We start from the raw sequence: 18,607 nt of genomic DNA, 5'->3' as shown, positions 1-18,607 counted from the left end.
GATCTCACTCTTCTTTATCGGCTTTTGCAGATTTTGTTTTAGTGTAGATAATTTTCTTTTTGCCGCCATCACAAACACCGACGACGCGGTTTTTTGTTTCTACGTCTTTGCTGACGACTTGCAGGCTGTAGTTCTTGACGCCTTTGCCTTCGAGTTTTTTCTCGACTTTTTCTTTTATATCCACACAAGGCGTGATGGCTGCCATGCTGCTGGTGGAGATCAAAATCAAGCTGCTTGCCAGAATAAATGGTTTCATTGAACATGCTCCTCGGTTTTGATGGGTATTCGTGAACAGTTTTTTCTTGCTATGCAAACATCGCATATAAATCCCTACTCGGCAATCACTTGCTCGAATTCAGTAATAGTTGATGGTAAAAACGTATCATTTCTACATAGTTCTTGACTGAAATCCGTTCATTGGTACCGTGGAAGCGCGGCAGGTCCTCCGATGTTGCCCTGACTGGCGAGAATTTAAAAATATGCTGGCTCAGAGCTGAAAAATGACGTGAGTCAGTGGCGCCCAGCATCAGGCCCGGTGCCACTATCGTATTGGGAAATACCTCGCGCACGGTTCTGTGCAGATGCTGGTAGGCGGCAGAATCAATCGGTGATACAGGCGAGGGTTCCGAATTGCTGGGCATGGCGCTGACTTTAATCGCGTCATTGGCGATAATCGTATGAATGTGTTGCGCTACCGTAGTCTGGGTGTCTCCCGGTAGGGTGCGGAAGTTGACCGAGGCGTCGACCTGACCCGGTAAGACATTGTCCTTGTCGCCTCCATGGATGACGGTGAGGGCGGTGGTGGTACGCAGCATGGCGTTGGTGCTCGCACTCTTCGCGAGTTGTTGCTGCACCAGCGGACGGAACAGCCAGAGATTCGATAAGAGAACACGGTTGAGACCGTGCATTTCTGGTGCGATGGTGTCGAACATATCGAGTGCGACACCACGTATCTGCGCCGGAAATTGCTGGTCTTCCAGTCGTGCGAGTGCGACACTCATCATGCCGATGGCGGTTTTTTCGGTTGGCATGGAGGAGTGCCCCGGCGTCGCTGTGGCGCTGAGATTGAAGGTGGCGTAGCCTTTCTCTGCGACGCCGATCAGGGCTGCGGATTGGTCGAGTCCTTTGAGGATGCCTTCGGTGATCAACATTCCTTCGTCGAGAATGTAGTCGAGTTTGACAGCGCGGCTTTGCAAGAGGTTGGCCATTACTTTGGCGCCTTGCAGACCGTTAACTTCTTCATCGTGGCCGAAGGCGAGGTAGATGGTCTGACGCGGTTGAAAGCCGCTGGCGAGGAGTTTTTCTACTGCTTCGAGTATGGCAAACAAATTACCTTTGTCATCCCATGAACCCCGCCCCCAGATAAAACCGTCTTTGATGACGCCGTCAAAAGGCGCTTGTTGCCAGTTTTGTTCGGTATTTGGTGCGACGGGAACCACATCCTGATGTGCCATGAGCATGATGGGCAAGGCTTTTGGGTCACTGCCTTGCCACGCGTAGAGCAGGCTTGCTGCGCCGACAGTTTCGCGTGTTAGCCTGGCATGAATCAGCGGGTAGGCCTGATCAATATGTTGATGCAGTTTTTTAAATTCGTCCGCGCTTTGTTCCGGTAAGCCTGCTTTTCCTTGGCGTGAGATGGTTTGATAGCGCAAGGCAGTCGCCAGCCGTTGTGCTGCAGCACTCTCGTCGATCGCCAAAGGAGCGGCTGGTTGAACGGGTAGTTGACGTGAACCGGTGCTGACGGTTTTAATGAGGACTGCCGCTATCAGGCAGATCAATGCGACAAGCATAAAAAGAAAGAAGCGTTTTATCATGAAGTCTGGTCTCATTATTGTTGGCAGGTGTACGATAGTATAAGCATAGACTTTACTTATTGGATTTCTAAATCAATCGTGCGGTTATGGTGTGCTTACCATCATTACTGCCAGCAAACTGCATGACAGCACTACCTCGACCTGACAATTCAGGCAGGTTAGTCTGGAAGTACAATGACACCAGCCCTGGAAACAGAACCGGACGAGAATGCATGAAAAGTAAGGGACAACAGACAGCTCGTTTGGCTACCGCACTCGGTGTCTTTCTGGTGCTGACGATTATTGTGTCTGCTGCCGTATCAGTATGGGCCTTGCATCAGCAAGAAATCGAGAAATGGGAAGAGCAAAGCGACGCTTTTAGCCTGATGCTGGCCGAAAATACATCGCAACAAATGGGCACGGCTTATCTCGCTCTGGATAACGTGGTTGAACGGATTCAGGATCGCTGGACGATTGACGAGGACTACTTGCGCGGTTTGTCCAAGAACGCTGATTTTCACCAGATGCTGGCGGAAAAAAAGAGCCTGTCTTCACAGATTGATGTCATTTTTGTGCTGGATGCTAAGGGGACGGTGATTGTCAATTCCCGCAGTTTCCCTAGTCCGGCGATGAATCTGGAGGAGCGCGATTATTTCCGTGCTCAACGTGATGATCCGAGTAATAAAACCTATGTCAGCAGCTCGCTGATCAGTAAGTCGACGGGTAAATGGACGTTTTTCATCAGTCGCCGCCTGACGGGCAGTGACGGCGAATTTATCGGCATCGTCGGCATTGGTGTGTCGCCATCTTTTTATTCCCGTTTTTATGAAAAGATCAGCATGAACGGACGGGCCACTATCAGCTTGCTTCGCGATGACTTCACGTTCCTGGCACGCTGGCCGGAACGCGACGATCTGATGGGCAAACAGAACTTGAGCGGCAGCACTTATACCCTAGTACACGATCAGAAGAAAAAGTCCGGGGTCATTATTACTGATGCCAGGCGCATGGCAGATAACGATGCCTCACCGACACGGATGGCGGCTATTCAGGTATTGGATAAATATCCGCTCATCATCAATTTCACGATAGAGGAAGCAATTTACCTGGCCGACTGGCGCAAGATCAGCCGCGTCATCGTTGCAGTTGCTACCGGTAGCGTGGTTGCTGTCACGGTGGCTTTTATCTTGTTATTGAGTTTGCTAAAACGTCGGGAAACGGATCTCCAGGTCACCCGTGAGTTGAAACTGCAAGCCGAAGTGATTAACCGTAAACAGGCGCAGTTATTACAGGATCTGACCAAACAACAGCGAGAATTGAAAGAAGCTGCGGATCGCTTTCAGGCGGTGTTTCAAAGTGCTGCAGATGGCATTGTTATGATCGATCAGGAGGGGCGGATCGAGGCGACTAATCCGGCATGGCGGCGTATCTATGGCTATGACGAAGAAGAAGTAATAGGCAAAAATGGTCGTCATTTTTCTCCGCCAAATGGTCGGGATTTGTTGGGATTGGCCAGCAGTCATGCTGAATTCATCCAGCAGGGTAGCGTGCATATGGAAGACGAGCGGATGCGTAAGGACGGTAGCTTATTTCCCGCCGAGTTGTCGATTAGTGAATATACTTTTTCAGGGGAGCAGCGGTATCTGGTGATCGTGCGCGACATCAGCGAGAGACGCCGCATGGAGCGTATGAAGAGTGAGTTTATTTCTACCGTCAGTCATGAGTTAAGAACACCCTTGACTGCAATTCGCGGTGCGCTGGGGCTGGTGCTGGGCGGTATCGCAGGTGATTTTCCGGCTAAGGCGCAGGAGCTGATTGCGATTGCACATAAAAATAGCGAGAGCCTGACACGCCTGATTAATGATTTGCTGGACAGTCAGAAAATCGAAGCTGGCAAAATGGATTTTAATTACGAAATCTGGCCGCTGGATGATTTGCTGAAGACGGCTGTTCAGGCTAATCAGGCTTTTGCCGCGAATCTGAACGTCGGTATCCGTTTGTCTGGCGCACCGGTACTGGTGCCTGTCAGAGTTGATCCGGGGCGATTCCAGCAAGTGATGGCCAATCTTTTATCGAATGCCTGCAAGTACTCACCGCAAGGAGAAAATGTCCAGGTAGTCGCAAGGGTCCTATCAACGGAGCGGGTGCGGGTCGAAGTGATTGATCACGGTAGCGGCATCCCTAGCGATTTTGAGCAACAGATTTTTCAGAAATTTTCGCAGGCGGATTCTTCCGATAGCCGTGCCAAAGGCGGCACGGGTCTGGGCTTGGCAATTTCAAAATCTATCATGCAGCAGATGCTGGGAGAGATTGGTTATCAACCTGGTGGTGTGGGGGACGGTACCTGTTTTTATATCGAGCTGCCTATCGCACAAGGCGGATCAGATCAGCCCGAGGTCGCGTGATGTTACGCCGCTAAACACCTGATCGAGCTGTTTCGCATTCAAGCCGTAAATACCAGCGAACAGCCCGCCGAGCACCGCACGATATTCGTTGAGAACAGGGTAGTCACGATTTTGAAACAGCTTGGACGCATCGAGCCTGACCTGTTCACCTGCAACCTGCCCCCCTTTAATACCACCGCCTAACACCCAGTACACGCTGCCATGTCCATGATCGGTGCCGCGCTTGCCATTTTCGCGGAAAGTACGGCCAAATTCACTGATCACAACCACAGTCGTGTTACGCCAGGCAGCGCCCATTTCCTGCTGATAAGCGACCAGGCCGCGACCCAGTTCATCGAATTTGGTCGCCAGGGCACCGCTGGCACCGCCTTGATTAACATGAGTGTCCCAGCCGCCGACATCAACAAAGCCAAGTGCATATTTATCCCGCATGAGTTTGGCGATGCGACGGGCTTCCTGTTCAAAGCCTTTAGTCGAAATCGCATTGCGGTTAGCCACATTCATTTCATCCTGCATCTCACGCACGACTTCTTCGCGTACCGCAAAGCCTTCGCTGACTTGCTGTCCCAGCCCGGTTTTGCTATACATCTGGGAGATGATTTTGCTCTGGCGACTATCTACATTACCTTTTCCTAAAGAGCGCAGGCTGGTATTGGCGATCTGTGCGTTCCCTTGCATCATGAGTGGCAACTGGTCGGTGAAGGACATCGCAGAATTGTTGTTCAAGATTTCGGCCAGGCGGTTTAAAAAGCCCGAATGAAAATTCCGTGTGGTATTTAAAGCTTGCCCAAGTTCGATACTGTCCTGCGTTTCAAAGTGACTACGTGAGACATCGTCGGTACCAGCGAAAGGGATGAAGGCAGCTTCGCCCTTTTTATACAGCGGGTAAATGCTATCACGCAAAGCCGGATGCAGACCCCAGTCGGCATTGAGTTCCAGCGCGCTGTTGGCATCGGCACTGGGGCGGGCGATCGCGATATTCGGGCGGGATTCGTAATAAAAATTGCTGGAGGTCGGTATCAGTAAATTACTGGCATCGTAGCCGCCACGCAAGAACACGAGCAACAATCGATTCTGGGTTGCTGGTGCGGCGAATACGCTGCTGCTGATACCGCTGATGCTGGCGCCGGTGAGGGCAGTCAAAGTTTTAAGTAGGTCACGGCGGTTCATGATGGGTCTTTCTTTTAGTCGGTCTGTATCGAAGAGAATCGGTATGGGATCTGCGTGAGCGGCTGCATGTCATTGGATTACATTTAGCGCCGCATCATCTCCGGTGCCGCGAGGAAGAAGGCATTCCATTCCTGCGCTGAACTTGCCTGCGTTAATGCCTGTTGGGTACCCTGACTAAAATTCTTTGCCCAGTTTTTGACGTAAGCAGAGTTTGCCAATGCCGGCTGTGGCGGTCGCTCTTGCGGTGTTTGATTTTCAATTTTAAATAGTCCTGGGCTACCATTACCGATTGCCTTGGCGACGTCAAAACGTACCGTCATCTGACCCGGACTGGCCCAGGCGCTCTCAGTCATCGAGTAGCCGTCAGGCGTCTGGCGGCCGTTGGGCTGCTCGCCCAACATATTGACCCAATTCAGCATCGGCGCTGCGTTGACAATCGTTGTGCCGTCGTAGGCCAGGCGCACGGACGAGATGACGTAGTGCATAGGGTCTTTAAATTTGCCGCCAAGCGAAGCGATAAATTCGGGAGAGTCAAACATGCTGCGTAACACCGCCGGGATATTGCCATCGCTCTGTAAAAAACGCTGTGCCATATGATTCACCAGCCCGTCTGATGGCATATCCGAGACAAAATAAATAGCGAGTTTGCGGCTGATGAATTGTGCTGTTGCAGGCTGGCGACTCAACGTATTGATGATTTCATCGACCTCTGCCAGACCACGTCCGCGTATGTTTTTACCTAGAATGGTTTTGTCGCCGAAGTCGTGGCGGTTCGGGTTGAATTCAAAGATTCCCTGACGCACGTAGAGCCGTTGTAGCTCTGCCTTGACGCGGGGTGAATCCGTGCTCTGGTTGACGCCTACTCCGGTTAGTACCCTTGCTAATTCCTGCACATCGCCTTGCGTATAGCCACTGCCTACGCCCATGGTATGCAGCTCCATGAGCTCACGTGCGTAGTTTTCGTTGATACGGTTGGCAGCGTTATGTTCATTATCGAGATAGCGCAGCATAGCCGGATGAAATACCGTTGCCCGCAAGAGATCCCGGAAATTTCCTAGCGCATTTGGTCGTATGGCTCGCTCTTCAAAATCACCGAGCATGGCACGTACATTGTGCTTGGCATTATGGATATTGAAGTGATTCATCCAGAACCAGGTCATTTGTTCTTGCAGTTGGTTCGGCGAGTACACCGCGCGAAGCAGTGAGCGGGTTGCAGCTTCGCGCGCCAGTCGGGTAAGCTCTTGCTGATATTCCTTGCGTAAGGTGTCATCGACTCCTTTTTGCTGTTCGGCGGTGATGCGACGTGTTTCCATGTCGATCATCAATTTATCCAGAGGGCGCTGAGCGATGGTCATGCTGTCAATTTGTGCCTGGATTGCTGCGGGCAGGGGCGTTGTTTGTCCGCGTAGCTGCTGATCCAGATAACGGTCCATTCCCAATATCTGAAGTTGTTGCGACGAGGTGGAGTTGGCGCCCCAGGTGATGCGATTCAATAATTTTTCGGGGTCAACATGGGCTGCTTCCAGCGCATGACTTACAGGTGCCGCCGGGGTGACAACCTGTGAAGTCTGACGCGGTGGATTGCTACAGCTTGCTAATACCAGTACCGCACTGAGCGGCAGAGTCCAGCGTAATGTCTGTGGGAGCTTGGAAATCATGGTGAGCCTTGAGTGTGGTCGATAGCGGTATGCGCAAGAGAATATGGCTAGTGTTAGCATACAACGCAATACTGCCAAAAAAGTTATCACCGCTTGTGCAGAAATCTGAAAGTTTGGTAACAGCCTGTAACGCGTGTTTGTAGTAAGGACTATTTGTAGCAATGACTATGTCAGGAGTGATGCATGTTTTTTAGTCGAGGAATGTTCCACCGGTGGATGCTGGGTTTAATCGGTATGTGCTTGTCACATGCGGTGGCTGCGAAGGACATCGCGACCGATGCAGTACAGCCAGGTATTGCCGCAGCGGTAAGCCAGCTCGAGGCCGACGGCTTTCGTGGTTTAGTTTTGGCTGCCCATAAAGACAAGATTTTGGCAGAGGCTGTGGTTGGTGACAGCGTGATGAATGCGGGTAACAAGCAACGGCTGACGAAAGAGGATATTTTTCGCTTTGCCTCCATCACCAAACAGTTGACGGCGGTTCTGGTGATGCAGCAGGTTGACGCGGGCAAAATCGATCTGGATCAGGCATTGGGTAAATACTGGCCGGACTTTCCCAATATCGCGACGCGTGCGGTCACTATCCGGCAATTGATGATGCATATGTCGGGTTTACCTAATCCGGATAAGGTGCCTCAGTTCTACACCCGACGTAGTAAATCCTCCGGCGATATGCAGGTAACTGCACAGGGTATTTGCGCCGCAGCATTGCAGCGTACACCAGGTTCGGGGTTTGACTATAACAATTGCGACTACATTGTTTTAGGCGCTCTGCTGGAGAGAATGAGTGGCGCTAGTTTTGCAAGCTTATTGAAGGAAAAAATCTTTGCACCAGCGCAGATGACAAGCGCTGGAATGTATACAGCGACTTATCATGACAATCCGCGCCATGTACGTGGCATGATGAGCGGTGCGCCGGAGATTACTATTAATTTTGCCAGCTATGGTGCTGCCGGGGCGGCATTCGGTAGCATGCGCGACTTGCTGGCATTCGATCAGGCTTTTACGCAAGGCAAACTCATGTCTCTTACCAGCCGCAGTGAGATGGTGAGGCCAAATAATTATGGCGCTGCACTCGGTGTCTGGTCGTATCCATTTGCCGCGAAACCTGATCAGGCTCCCGTTATGATCGTTGAGCGTCAGGGCTGGATCGGCGGGGTGCGCACGCTGAATCTGATCGATATCAAGAATGAAGTCTACCTGGTGATGGTCAGCACAAACGGTGATCTGGATTTGAGTCAGACCTGGGCAAACAAGGGGCCAGCGGCAGGCGTCTTACGAGCAGCCTTGCTGGCTGCCCAGTAATTGTTGAGTGATGCGTTTGTTGGATAGTTAAGCGTCATCAAAGTCGCTGGAATCTGCGTAATCGTCCAGACTATCTGTATCGGCAGCGCTGGCAATATCACTGGTTTCCGCCTTTGCCGGTGCACTCGTCTGGTCGCTGTCAAAATAGCTCGGGAGCAGGCCGCTGTCTGCCGGATTCAGGCTGGCTGCGCCATCGGTGACCGGCGAGTGATGACCACTGCCGAGCAAATTTCCTATTCCCTGGAACAAGAACGCGCCCGCAGCGACCCCGGCAGCCGTCGCTGCAACTGTACCCAGCATGTTCCCGGTACTTGAACCGAAAAAGCTGCTGGCAGGTGCGATATTCTGTACAGTCGGGGATGCCATATTGGCTGCGGTCGCCGCAGTATTGAGTGGCGCACCCGTGACCGATGTTGGTATTGCCGAGGTAGTCAGCGGTGGACTGTTGACGCTATTTCCCCATGCGTTCGCAGCGGGCTGTAAAAAACTGCCGGAGCCACTGGTGCGGCCATTTTTTAATTTGGCGTTTTCTGCTTGTAATTGACGGATTTGATTTTGCGCATTAGCCACGGCCTGTTCTAATAACAGACTACGCTGCACAAGCAGATAGGCGGCATCAGCCTGCTTGCTGACTGCATCGGTAATCATTGCCTGCGCCTGGGTATCTTTGCCCTGAGCCTGCGTCGCTACTAATTGTGCCAAAAAAGTTTGCAGCAATTGAATTTCGTTTGGTGACATGATGTTCTCCTTGAATGGACGATCATGCACACTATCTGGCTGCGTTTGTGCTCAATTCAAGTGTGATAAGTATGACTTGACGGCAATCGGCCCAAATCTCATTGTTCCCGTAAAGCACGTCGGTATTGGATCGCCTCTGCAACATGCGCTTGCGCTATTTGTTCGGCAAGAGCGAGATCCGCAATCGTGCGTGCTACTTTGAGGACGCGATGGTAGGCGCGTGCAGACCAGTTTAGTTTGATCATGGCATTTCGCAGCAATTGCTCCGCCGCCTGATCTGGCTGGCAATATTGGTCTATCTCGGTGGTGGACAAGTAATTATTACTCTTACCTTGACGCTGAAGCTGGCGCTCAAATGCCGCTTCAACACGGGCATAAATGATTTCGGTCGTCTCGCCATCTGCCTGTTTCAGTAAGTCTTGGTGCGGTAATGCACCAACTTGAATTTGCATATCAATCCGGTCCAGCAGCGGGCCGGAGATTTTGTCTTGATAGCGCGCGATATTGTCCGGAGTACAGCGGCACTTTCCATTCAAATGTCCAAAAAAACCGCACGGACAGGGATTCATTGCCGCAATGAGTTGAAATTTAGCCGGAAAATCAGCTTGCCGTGCTGCCCTGGAGATCGTGATGTGCCCGGATTCAAGAGGTTCACGTAATACTTCAAGAACTTTGCGATCAAACTCCGGCAATTCGTCAAGGAACAAGACACCTCGATGTGCCAATGAAATTTCACCAGGGCGTGGCGTTCCGCCGCCGCCAACCAGTGCCACTCCGGACGCAGTGTGGTGCGGCGAGCGAAAAGGACGTAATTTCCATTTATTCACCGTAAACCCGCTAGTCAGCGATTGAACCGCTGCCGACTCTAGCGCCTCCTGATCCGTCATACCGGGCAAAATTCCCGGAAAGCGGCTAGCCAGCATGGATTTGCCCGTGCCCGGAGGCCCCACCATGATGACACTATGACCGCCTGCTGCGGCAACTTCCAGCGCTCGTTTGGCTTGTGTCTGACCTTTGACTTCTCTAAAGTCAGGGTAAACTGGGCGAAGTGCCGGTGCTCTGACACGGTGTGCCTGCAGCTTTGCATCGGCGTCAAATCCTGCAAAATGCGCGCAGACTTGTAGCAGGGTATCCGCCGGATAAATAGTAGCCTCACTGACTAATGCTGCCTCATCTGCATTGGCCCGGGGCAGGATAAAAGCTCGCGGACTCTGGGTATTTTTGCAGATCGCAAATGTCATGGCGAGAGCGCCTCTTATAGGGCGCAACTCTCCTGATAGCGACAACTCACCGGCAAACTCATATTGATCTAAGGCGTCTCCGGGGATTTGTCCCGATGCCGCCAAAATACCGAGTGCGATAGGGAGGTCAAATCGTCCTGATTCTTTTTGTGAAAAATATTGTTATTCGAGAAAACAACCAACTGTATTTGCAAAAGTAATGCTTTTACGCAGATTCAAATGGTTTCGATAACGTCTCATAGAAAGAATCGTAAATGAACATATCAAGATGGTTATCTCTCCTTCTGTCCAAGCACTATCGGTCCTTTGTTAAGAAGTCGCCGCTGGGTATTAATCAGGAAAAATATTTTAAAGGAAAGCCGAGATCCTATCTCGAAGCCAAATCGCTATTAGTAATTGATAGACGTATTGCGGGATTGGTTGATGCGATGAATTGTCCCGCAACAATTTGGACTACTGGAAGTTGCGAAGGTCACGGATGGGGATTTATAAAATCATCACCGTACGTTGCGTTTAAGTGCCGAGTGAATATTGCGGCGGCACTATCGAGAATTCTTGTAAATGACTTTTATTCCGACTGCCCCGTATTAAATTACTTTTGGGAAATGACGGCACATTTTGACCCAAATTTTGATTTGACCTATGTATTTCAGGTACCAGGCATAACTTCCCGAAAATGGTTCTATGCCACGAGGCGTGGAGTAGACCAAGATTTAACAAAGATCGAATTATTGTTTAGAAATGAAATCTCTAAACATTGGGATAGTCAAAAAGTCGGATTTGAATGCAAAGAAGAGACATGCACCAAGTATAAGGACGAAAATTCCAAAATAGAAACTCAACTTATTTTTCGCACGTTGCCGCCCGAAAGGATCAATAGAATTGCAACCGCCACAACTAATGGCAGTTTCGCTAAGTCCTTTGCCACAGTCAATACATTTATAAAGCGCCATACATACTCCAATAAGTTGGTTTTTGGCAATAAATTAATCGTATCATACACATTCAAAAGATTTGAAGTATTTCTTTCATTTTTTGAATGTAAGTGTTCAAAATACAAATCGTCATCTGAAAAGAAATGCGCCCAAAAATTATCAGCATCCATACAAAAAATGATGTCTCTCTCCAGAGTTTTTTGGAGGGGGGCAAAATGCTAATGCCCGTTCGTGAAATAACGGCTTCCAATTTTGGGATTAAGTCGTCCTTTGCGTCAGAGAAAAATCCCACACCTTCGCAAGCTGAGTCAATGCTTGAGCATGACTTACTCACGCTATTGGAGTGGGATTCCCGTGTTGAAAAATACGTTACACAACCATTTACGGTCAATTGGATGGACGCAGCTGGTGTGTTTCGTACATATACGCCAGATGTTCTGGTTGCATATCACTCTCTAGCCCGCGGCCATGATAAAAATTTAATGCCTACTGTTTTTGAAGTTAAGCCATTAGCTAATTTGAGACGGGATTGGATTATTCTGAAACCCAAATATCAAGCTGCAATTGCGGCGCTTCGACCAATCGGAATTCGCTTTAAAATCGTTACTGAACGGCACATACAGACCACATTATTAGAAAACGCACGTTTCTTACTGGCATATAAAACCATGCGATATATCAACGCGTCCCCGCGCGAGCATGAAATGCAAATAGAGATAAGACAAGCATTATTGCGAATGAAAACGACGACCCCCAAAAACCTGTTAGACGAATTATCCGATAGTGACGAGAAAAAAATTCTTTACATACCTTGGATATGGTGGCTCATGAATGCCGGATTAATTCGTGCAGACTTAACCAAACGTTTGACAATGGCTAGCTCAATTTGGACTATCGATACTGAAAAATCTATTCCTATACGGTGACTTGGTATGACGCAAATTGTTCAAATATCTCCAGGCGTTCTGGTCGAAACTCTGAAAGGAACCCGGTGCATAGTAAAGCGTCTCGAAACACCCACCAAAGTGGTAATTCGAAATCTCGTTACTAACGAAGATGAGATCGTTGAATTGTCCTCTCTTCAGCCAATAAACAAAACACGATTAAATCCCCCGAGAAATTTGGATTCAATTGACGAAGATGAATTTAATATCGCGTATGAAAAATATTTAGCTATAAGCCGGCTCGTTGAACTTGATACACATTCAGTAAGAGATATTGATCTCGTAGCGGCCCAGGCACAGGTCAATCGCTCTACGGTTTATAGATGGATGGCTGACTTTAAACAGGGTGAACTCGTCTCTAATCTGTTGCGAAAACGTAGATCTGATATTGGCGCTGCAAAAATTTCAGTCGATGCAGAAAAACTTATCGGTCAGGTTCTTACCGATTTTTGGTTAAATACTCAGCGGAGATCTATACGTAACGCATATCGCGAACTCAGTAGGCTCTGTCGTGCAGATAATATTGTTGTTCCTTCGTATAACACCTTTCGTGCCCGCATTGATAAGCTTGACCAAGGATTCGCCGCGACCAAACGGAGTGGCGCGAAAGCTGCACAGCGATTTCGGTTGAGCGAGGGTACTGTGCCAAATGTTGATTGCCCATATTCCGTTATACAAATAGATCATACATTTCTAGACGTTATGTTGGTTGACGAAGAACATAGAGTTGCAATTGGTCGTCCTTGGATTACTGTTGCGATTGATGTATTTAGTCGAATGATCGCCGGTTATTACGTTTCATTTGATCCGCCCGGAACTCTCGGCACTGGTATTTGTATAGCGAATGCCATTTTGCCGAAGGCCAGTTTTTTGACGAGACTGGGATTAGATGTTAGCTATCCATGTATGGGAAAGCCGAGGGTTATACACGTGGACAATGCGAAAGAATTTAGAGGTGAAACTTTAAGCAAGGCCTGTAACAACCTCGGGATCAATTTGATTTTTAGGAAACTGAAAACACCTAATTATGGTGGCCACATTGAACGGCTAATGGGTACTTTAGCGACCGAGATACACGCGCTACCAGGAGCAACGTTTGCCGATCACGATCAGCGCATGATTTATGACTCTCAAAAGAACGCTGCCATGACATTAAATGAATTCGAGAAATGGTTAGCAACCTTGATCGCAGGCGCGTATCACTATAAAGAACATGGTGCCCTCAAGAAATCTCCATTGCAGCGATATACCGAAGGGTTACTTGGTTCGGATACCGAGATTGGTAGCGGGCAAATCGCTCTGGTGACAGACGAAGAATCACTGCGTATTAGTTTTCTCCCTATCATTGAACGGACAATTCAGCACTATGGAGTGTCTATTGATGGTATTCATTATTACGCCGATGTGCTTCGCCGGTGGGTAGGTGCCGCCGATCAAAGCAGTAAAAAAGTTAAGCGTAAGTTTCTCTTTCGTCGTGACCCAAGAGATATTAGTTTTTTATTATTCTACGATCCTGATGCCGAAAAACATTTCAGAATTCCGTATCGGGACACTAATCGCCCTCCTATGAGCCTTTGGGAGTTGCGAGCTACCTTACGTTACTTGGCGGAGCAGGGCAAAAGAAATGTGGATGAAGTTCAAATCTTTCGAGCGTATGACGAAATGCGCCGTATTGAGGAACTATCAAAGACTACAACCCGTAAGACACGCCTTGCACAAACTCGAAGAAAACATCACGAAAAATTTCGTGAGGAATCGAAATATGACGAGTCTGTATTGGTGGAATCGTCTCCGGTTCAAGAGGCACCTGCCAACATCGAGCCATATGATGAAATCGAACGTTATTAAGGTTATCGATGAAGCAGAATTTGCCTCTTGAGTTACGTATTCGCAGCCTTCATGAGTCAACATGGATAGGGTATGGAAGAGCTATTGAAATTCGGAATACACTTGAACAATTGTTGGTACACCCTGCCAAACACCGGATGCCAAATTTAGCGATTATTGGCGAAACAAATAACGGCAAGACGATGCTGTTAAAAAATTTTTTGAGGCGACATGCACCAAATCCAGATCCGACAATTGATATAGTTAGCTTACCAGTTTTGATGATTCAGACTCCACCTGATCCCGATGAAACGCGTCTTTACGGCGCATTACTAGAACGACTGCAAGCGTATGGCTCACCTCGAGAACCAGCTGACGCTAAATTACGTCGCTTGCAAAAAATTCTCCAGGACTTACAAACTAAAATGATCATGTTGGATGAATTTCAGCATGCATTAGCTGGTACTCCGATTAGGCAAAGAAAATTTCTGAATGGCCTTAAATATCTGGGAAACGAGCTAGAAATACCTATTGTCGTTTCTGGAACACCAGATGGATTAAATGCGCTTCAAACCGATCAGCAAATTGCAAATAGGTTCGAGCCGGTATTTTTACCGAAGTGGCGCAAAGGTGAGGAGTTTCTGCGTCTATTAGCAAGTATTGAAAAAGTATTGGGACTCGCTTATCCATCGGGATTAGCTTCGGATAACATGGCTGCAAAAATACTAGATGAGTCAGAGGGAACGATTGGTGAGGTTATGCGGCTGATTCGCTTACTAGCTGAGCAAGCGATCCGTTCGGGAATTGAAAGGATCACTTTTGACGCAATTAGGGACAGTAATTTGAAAAAAATAGGATGGCGCAAACCATCAACAAGAACTAGATATCCGGGTTAAATGGAACAGGACAGCTTATGGTTTGTCAGACCAAAACCGCTAGAGGATGAAATTCTTTCCTCGTGGATTGTGCGATTAGCTTGGGCTCAAGGATTAAAACTAGAAAGTTTTTGTTTTCGGTCATGGGGACGTGGGGCCCAAGTGATGTCAGGTGACGTAGATTTATTCGCACGCCATGAGATTCTAAAAACTCTTCAGATATGCACTGGAGCATCTTATGAGCAAGTAGTGAATACTACTTTTCAGCCACTAATTGGTACACTTTTTTATGATCTCCCAAAACAGAGCTTTACTTCCTGGATTACTTTTTTGGGGAATCGTAACCGAGTTAACCGTGATCGCGGACTTTCTTTTTGCCCAGATTGCCTCAGACAAGATATCACACCATATTTTCGCAGGACATGGCGTTTGGCATTCGTTACAACATGTCTAGTCCATAAGAAACAGTTAATTTGTTGCTGCCCTCATTGTGATGCGCCTGTTTCAATTGATCGATGGGATAAATCTAAAAACTATATGGAGTCCGGACATCCAATTACGCATTGCCAAAGATGTAGGAAAGATCGAACTATTCGATCAGTAGGAATTTCGGTTCAAGACAATATTCTTCTTAATTTCCAATGGTTATTAGAAAGGACTCTTGCTTATGGATGGGTAAATATATCCGGGAAGCCGATAGATGCATTGCTTTTCTTTCGAGGCCTACTAATGATTGTAAATATATTACTAGATAGACGTAAAACAGATCGTTTGCGTATTGGATTTTTGGAGTTAGGAAAACTGACGAATCTCATAAATGAACCAACAAAAAAACGTCGAATGGAGTCCTTACCGATTTCTTTGCGCTCCGAAATAATGCAAACGCTTGGATGGTTATTCGAAGACTGGCCTCATCGATTCATCGGCCTTTGCAAACAACAAAAATTCAGTAGTTCATATCTATTTGATCAAGCTAAATATAACATCGCTGATGTGCCATTCTGGCTTTGGGAGCCAACGTATTTGTATTTGCATCGGCGTTATTACGCGCCTTCTAACGGCGAAATTGACTCTGCTGCTGATTATCTTTTGCGTACGAAGGGGGAGCTAAAAAAGGGTGAGTTAGCGAAAATTCTTGGGGTGTCTTGGCTGAATAAAAAGACGTTAAATCGATATGCAAGTCAGTTCACAACTAAATGATTTATATGACGGCTGTGATTGTTAAAGAACACATTAAAGTTTAGGCTGGTTGATCTGGAATTAGCTTTCTTATTTCTTTTTCTGCCTGGATCATAGAGCTAGTTCGTTCAAAAAATTTCACTTGCTCGATAATTTTCTTAGCGCGATCCATTTTATTTTTACGCCATTTGGTGTCAAAGTCTGTATCTAATTTATCAAATACTCTATAAAGGTAGTCCCGTTGGTTTTTTTGGATCCAAAGGTAATTCATTTCGACAATGTTTTTTTCCAAAGAGTATGAATTGAAAACATACCCATTACGTGCATTCCAATATTTTATTAACCGGATTGTTGGTTTGATCAAATTGTCGTTATTTTTATTTTTTTCCGTTAACTTTTTGTTGAATCTTACCGGATCAGTAGATTGCCAATTGCCGTCAATATTAGGTATCTCGTATCCCCACCAAAAACTATATCTTGCGGGTACTAGTTCAAATCTTATGTGGTTTAACTCTAATAAAATTGTTGGATGAGATTGACGTACTTCGGATTTTTTGTAGTACTTCTCGACGAATTTTCTAAGCCGATCAAGGTAGGTTTGTGACGATACATTGCTATCGTTGAACACAACCATTAAGTCGATATCAGAGTGTTCATCCATTGACCTTGGAAGTATTGTCCCGCGAGTTGAAGAGCCAAACTGAATGTACTCGCGTATATCACCGAAGTGCAGATGCAATCGTTTTTTTAGAGTCAATATTGATGTTTGGATGGAATTATCTTCGGACTGGCTCATAACAGCTTTTTTCGCCTGCTCCTCGAGGTAACTTATTACAGACATTACTTTTTCCTTTTTATTCTGGCTTCGGGAAACCGATACAATCAACAAATATTAGATGCAATAAAGAACACCAACTTAAGTTGTTGAAGATCGTTATTGATAGCAATACCAGTGGAGCTCAATGAAATACCTTGTTCTTATTAGTTTATTGGTTTCAAACGTTGCGTTTTCGGGAGTCGGACAACGAAAATCCTCAGAGGGATTCACGACTTCGTCTAGCCCAACGTTTTACGCACCACCTTCGGAGCCGCTTATTGAAAGTGCGTTCTCTCCTGGCCCAAATGGCGAAGCGCTAGTGATCAAAATAATCTCCACATCAAATATGAGTTTGCGTTTGGCGGCGTATACGTTCACGTCTCCTGCAATTGTTCGAGCCTTGCTGAACGCAAAAAAAAGAGGTGTTGACGTTCAAGTTATTGTCGATGAAAAAGGTAATCGTTCAAAGACAAGTACTACGGCGCTAAATCTTTTAGTAGAAGCAGGTATCCCAACAAGAACAATTTCTAAGTTTGCGATTCACCACGATAAATATATTGTGGTTGACGATCGGCACGTACAAACTGGAAGTTTTAATTACAGTCAAGCCGCAACAAAATCAAATAGCGAAAACGTATTGGTAATTTGGAATAATCCAACTTTAGCTACAACATATTTAAATCATTGGCAAAGTCGGTTTGATCAGGGAACTGACGTCAGGTCGAACTTTTAATTATCAATTCGCTTTTTCCTAAAAATGATTTCTTTTGGACACGACGCATTTGAGCTAATTGCCAAATATCTTTAACGTTCACGGTGATTCTAATTTTCGTTTCTGCACCTGATCAGGCGTTGCTGCCCCCCCACTAGACATCAAGACCCTCTACTAGATTGTCATAGTTGGTATGCCTTTATATTCATCGTATTAGCAATGTATCTATTTTATAGGACATCGGCGTCCTATACCTAATAGACGTAAATGACGTCAGGCAATAGATAAATATGTCTAGTGGCCATCTGTATCATCTCTCGTTTAACTGCTATACAGTGTCGCTTATCGTTTAGGAGATAAGTATGGCAAAAACATCCAGTACAGCACAGGTTGCGCCAATTCGATCCACTAGGGCAGCGGAACATATTTCTGACAGAAAATGGGGAAAGCAAGTAATGAAGTTGGGATTTTGCATAATACCTTCGATGTTGCTCCAGGCACAGCAACGTTTGGGTCTTAGTCCTACTCAATTAGCGGTTCTTTTACAGCTTGCTGATTTTTGGTGGGACAACGATCGCAAACCATATCCAAGTAAAGAAGCACTAAAAGAACGACTTGGTTTAAGTACTCGTCAAATCCAGCGTCATATTGCGGATTTAGAGCAAGCAGGATTAGTTAAGCGAATTGAAAGGCGAGCAGCGCATCTAGGGAAGATTAGCAATGAATATGATTTGTCAGGTCTGGTCGAACGGTTAAAGAAAATAGCGCCTGATGTTGAAAAGGCAAAAGAAATAAAACGTCAGGCAACGCGTCGAGGTGGGCTAGCTAATAAAAAAATGGAGGATATCTGAAGGTATTATTTTTGAATTAGTATATTTAACTGATTGAATTAGCAGTGTTTTTTAATCTTCTTTAATATTTAAGAGATTATTTTTTAGAAAAAACTAACGATTGAATTATTTCTTTCGGATTGGAAATGATTATTCGCCAGTTTGAGCTGCTGCTAATATT

15 protein-coding genes and 1 pseudogene are annotated in these 18,607 nt (G+C 46.8%); 9 read left to right on the top strand and 7 right to left on the bottom strand.

The features are described 5' to 3' along the window. Positions 1 to 4: 4 nt before the first annotated feature. Together ACO0K3_RS10795 and ACO0K3_RS10790 are read right to left on the bottom strand one after the other, a co-directional pair. The gene (locus ACO0K3_RS10795) at positions 5 to 256 is read right to left on the bottom strand and encodes a DUF1161 domain-containing protein (protein ID WP_422959048.1); all 252 of its coding nucleotides are present in this window, start codon (positions 254 to 256) and stop codon (positions 5 to 7) included. Between the two features lie 85 nt (positions 257 to 341). Then, on the bottom strand, positions 342 to 1,814 hold the full coding sequence (locus ACO0K3_RS10790) for a M20 family peptidase (protein WP_422984456.1): 1,473 nt from the start codon (positions 1,812 to 1,814) through the stop codon (positions 342 to 344). A 212-nt stretch (positions 1,815 to 2,026) separates the two neighbouring features. On the opposite strand from ACO0K3_RS10790, the gene ACO0K3_RS10785 reads away from it, so the two are divergent. Next, the gene (locus ACO0K3_RS10785) at positions 2,027 to 4,198 is read left to right on the top strand and encodes a PAS domain S-box protein (protein WP_422984454.1); all 2,172 of its coding nucleotides are present in this window, start codon (positions 2,027 to 2,029) and stop codon (positions 4,196 to 4,198) included. On the opposite strand, the gene ACO0K3_RS10780 is transcribed toward ACO0K3_RS10785, so the two are convergent. Both ACO0K3_RS10780 and ACO0K3_RS10775 read right to left on the bottom strand, forming a co-directional pair. Further along, positions 4,175 to 5,368: a DUF1501 domain-containing protein gene (locus ACO0K3_RS10780; RefSeq protein WP_422984452.1), complete on the bottom strand. Its 1,194-nt coding sequence runs from the start codon at positions 5,366 to 5,368 to the stop codon at positions 4,175 to 4,177. The genes ACO0K3_RS10785 and ACO0K3_RS10780 overlap by 24 nt on opposite strands. An 83-nt stretch (positions 5,369 to 5,451) precedes the next feature. Then, a complete protein-coding gene (locus tag ACO0K3_RS10775) occupies positions 5,452 to 7,026 on the bottom strand; it encodes a DUF1800 domain-containing protein (RefSeq protein WP_422984450.1) in 1,575 nt (524 codons plus the stop codon). A 183-nt stretch (positions 7,027 to 7,209) separates the two neighbouring features. On the opposite strand from ACO0K3_RS10775, the gene ACO0K3_RS10770 reads away from it, so the two are divergent. Then, on the top strand, positions 7,210 to 8,328 hold the full coding sequence (locus ACO0K3_RS10770; RefSeq protein ID WP_422984448.1) for a serine hydrolase domain-containing protein: 1,119 nt from the start codon (positions 7,210 to 7,212) through the stop codon (positions 8,326 to 8,328). Between the two features lie 27 nt (positions 8,329 to 8,355). Here the strand turns inward: ACO0K3_RS10770 and ACO0K3_RS10765 are convergent, their stop codons facing one another. Both ACO0K3_RS10765 and ACO0K3_RS10760 read right to left on the bottom strand, forming a co-directional pair. After that, on the bottom strand, positions 8,356 to 9,066 hold the full coding sequence (locus ACO0K3_RS10765) for a DUF2076 domain-containing protein (RefSeq protein WP_422984446.1): 711 nt from the start codon (positions 9,064 to 9,066) through the stop codon (positions 8,356 to 8,358). Positions 9,067 to 9,164: 98 nt separating this feature from the next. Then, positions 9,165 to 10,454: pseudogene (locus ACO0K3_RS10760) on the bottom strand (YifB family Mg chelatase-like AAA ATPase); the annotation flags it as partial. A 107-nt stretch (positions 10,455 to 10,561) separates the two neighbouring features. Here ACO0K3_RS10760 and ACO0K3_RS10755 point away from each other — a divergent pair. The 5 genes from ACO0K3_RS10755 to ACO0K3_RS10735 are packed head-to-tail and all read left to right on the top strand — an operon-like array spanning position 10,562 to position 16,088. Further along, positions 10,562 to 11,464 carry a hypothetical protein gene (locus ACO0K3_RS10755; RefSeq protein WP_422984444.1) on the top strand — a complete coding sequence of 301 codons (903 nt, stop codon included), beginning with the start codon at positions 10,562 to 10,564 and terminating at the stop codon, positions 11,462 to 11,464. After that, the gene (locus tag ACO0K3_RS10750; protein WP_422984442.1) at positions 11,458 to 12,168 is read left to right on the top strand and encodes a Tn7 transposase TnsA N-terminal domain-containing protein; all 711 of its coding nucleotides are present in this window, start codon (positions 11,458 to 11,460) and stop codon (positions 12,166 to 12,168) included. The genes ACO0K3_RS10755 and ACO0K3_RS10750 overlap by 7 nt, the downstream gene beginning before the upstream one ends. 6 nt (positions 12,169 to 12,174) lie before the next feature. Beyond that, positions 12,175 to 14,034 carry a Mu transposase C-terminal domain-containing protein gene (locus tag ACO0K3_RS10745; RefSeq protein WP_422984440.1) on the top strand — a complete coding sequence of 620 codons (1,860 nt, stop codon included), beginning with the start codon at positions 12,175 to 12,177 and terminating at the stop codon, positions 14,032 to 14,034. Positions 14,035 to 14,042: 8 nt separating this feature from the next. After that, a complete protein-coding gene (locus ACO0K3_RS10740; RefSeq protein ID WP_422984438.1) occupies positions 14,043 to 14,909 on the top strand; it encodes a TniB family NTP-binding protein in 867 nt (288 codons plus the stop codon). Continuing rightward, positions 14,910 to 16,088 (top strand): TniQ family protein, encoded by a 1,179-nt coding sequence (locus ACO0K3_RS10735; RefSeq protein ID WP_422984436.1) that lies wholly within the window; start codon positions 14,910 to 14,912, stop codon positions 16,086 to 16,088. Positions 16,089 to 16,128: 40 nt separating this feature from the next. On the opposite strand, the gene ACO0K3_RS10730 is transcribed toward ACO0K3_RS10735, so the two are convergent. After that, the gene (locus ACO0K3_RS10730; protein ID WP_422984434.1) at positions 16,129 to 16,908 is read right to left on the bottom strand and encodes an SMODS domain-containing nucleotidyltransferase; all 780 of its coding nucleotides are present in this window, start codon (positions 16,906 to 16,908) and stop codon (positions 16,129 to 16,131) included. A 121-nt stretch (positions 16,909 to 17,029) separates the two neighbouring features. On the opposite strand from ACO0K3_RS10730, the gene ACO0K3_RS10725 reads away from it, so the two are divergent. Then, positions 17,030 to 17,617: a phospholipase D family protein gene (locus tag ACO0K3_RS10725; protein WP_422984432.1), complete on the top strand. Its 588-nt coding sequence runs from the start codon at positions 17,030 to 17,032 to the stop codon at positions 17,615 to 17,617. Between the two features lie 341 nt (positions 17,618 to 17,958). After that, the gene (locus tag ACO0K3_RS10720) at positions 17,959 to 18,447 is read left to right on the top strand and encodes a helix-turn-helix domain-containing protein (protein WP_422984430.1); all 489 of its coding nucleotides are present in this window, start codon (positions 17,959 to 17,961) and stop codon (positions 18,445 to 18,447) included. Positions 18,448 to 18,607: the final 160 nt, after the last annotated feature.

Source organism: Undibacterium sp. Rencai35W (genome assembly GCF_049340185.1).
Classification (GTDB): Bacteria; Pseudomonadota; Gammaproteobacteria; order Burkholderiales; family Burkholderiaceae_D; genus Undibacterium.
This window is presented reverse-complemented; position numbering and strand designations above follow the sequence as displayed.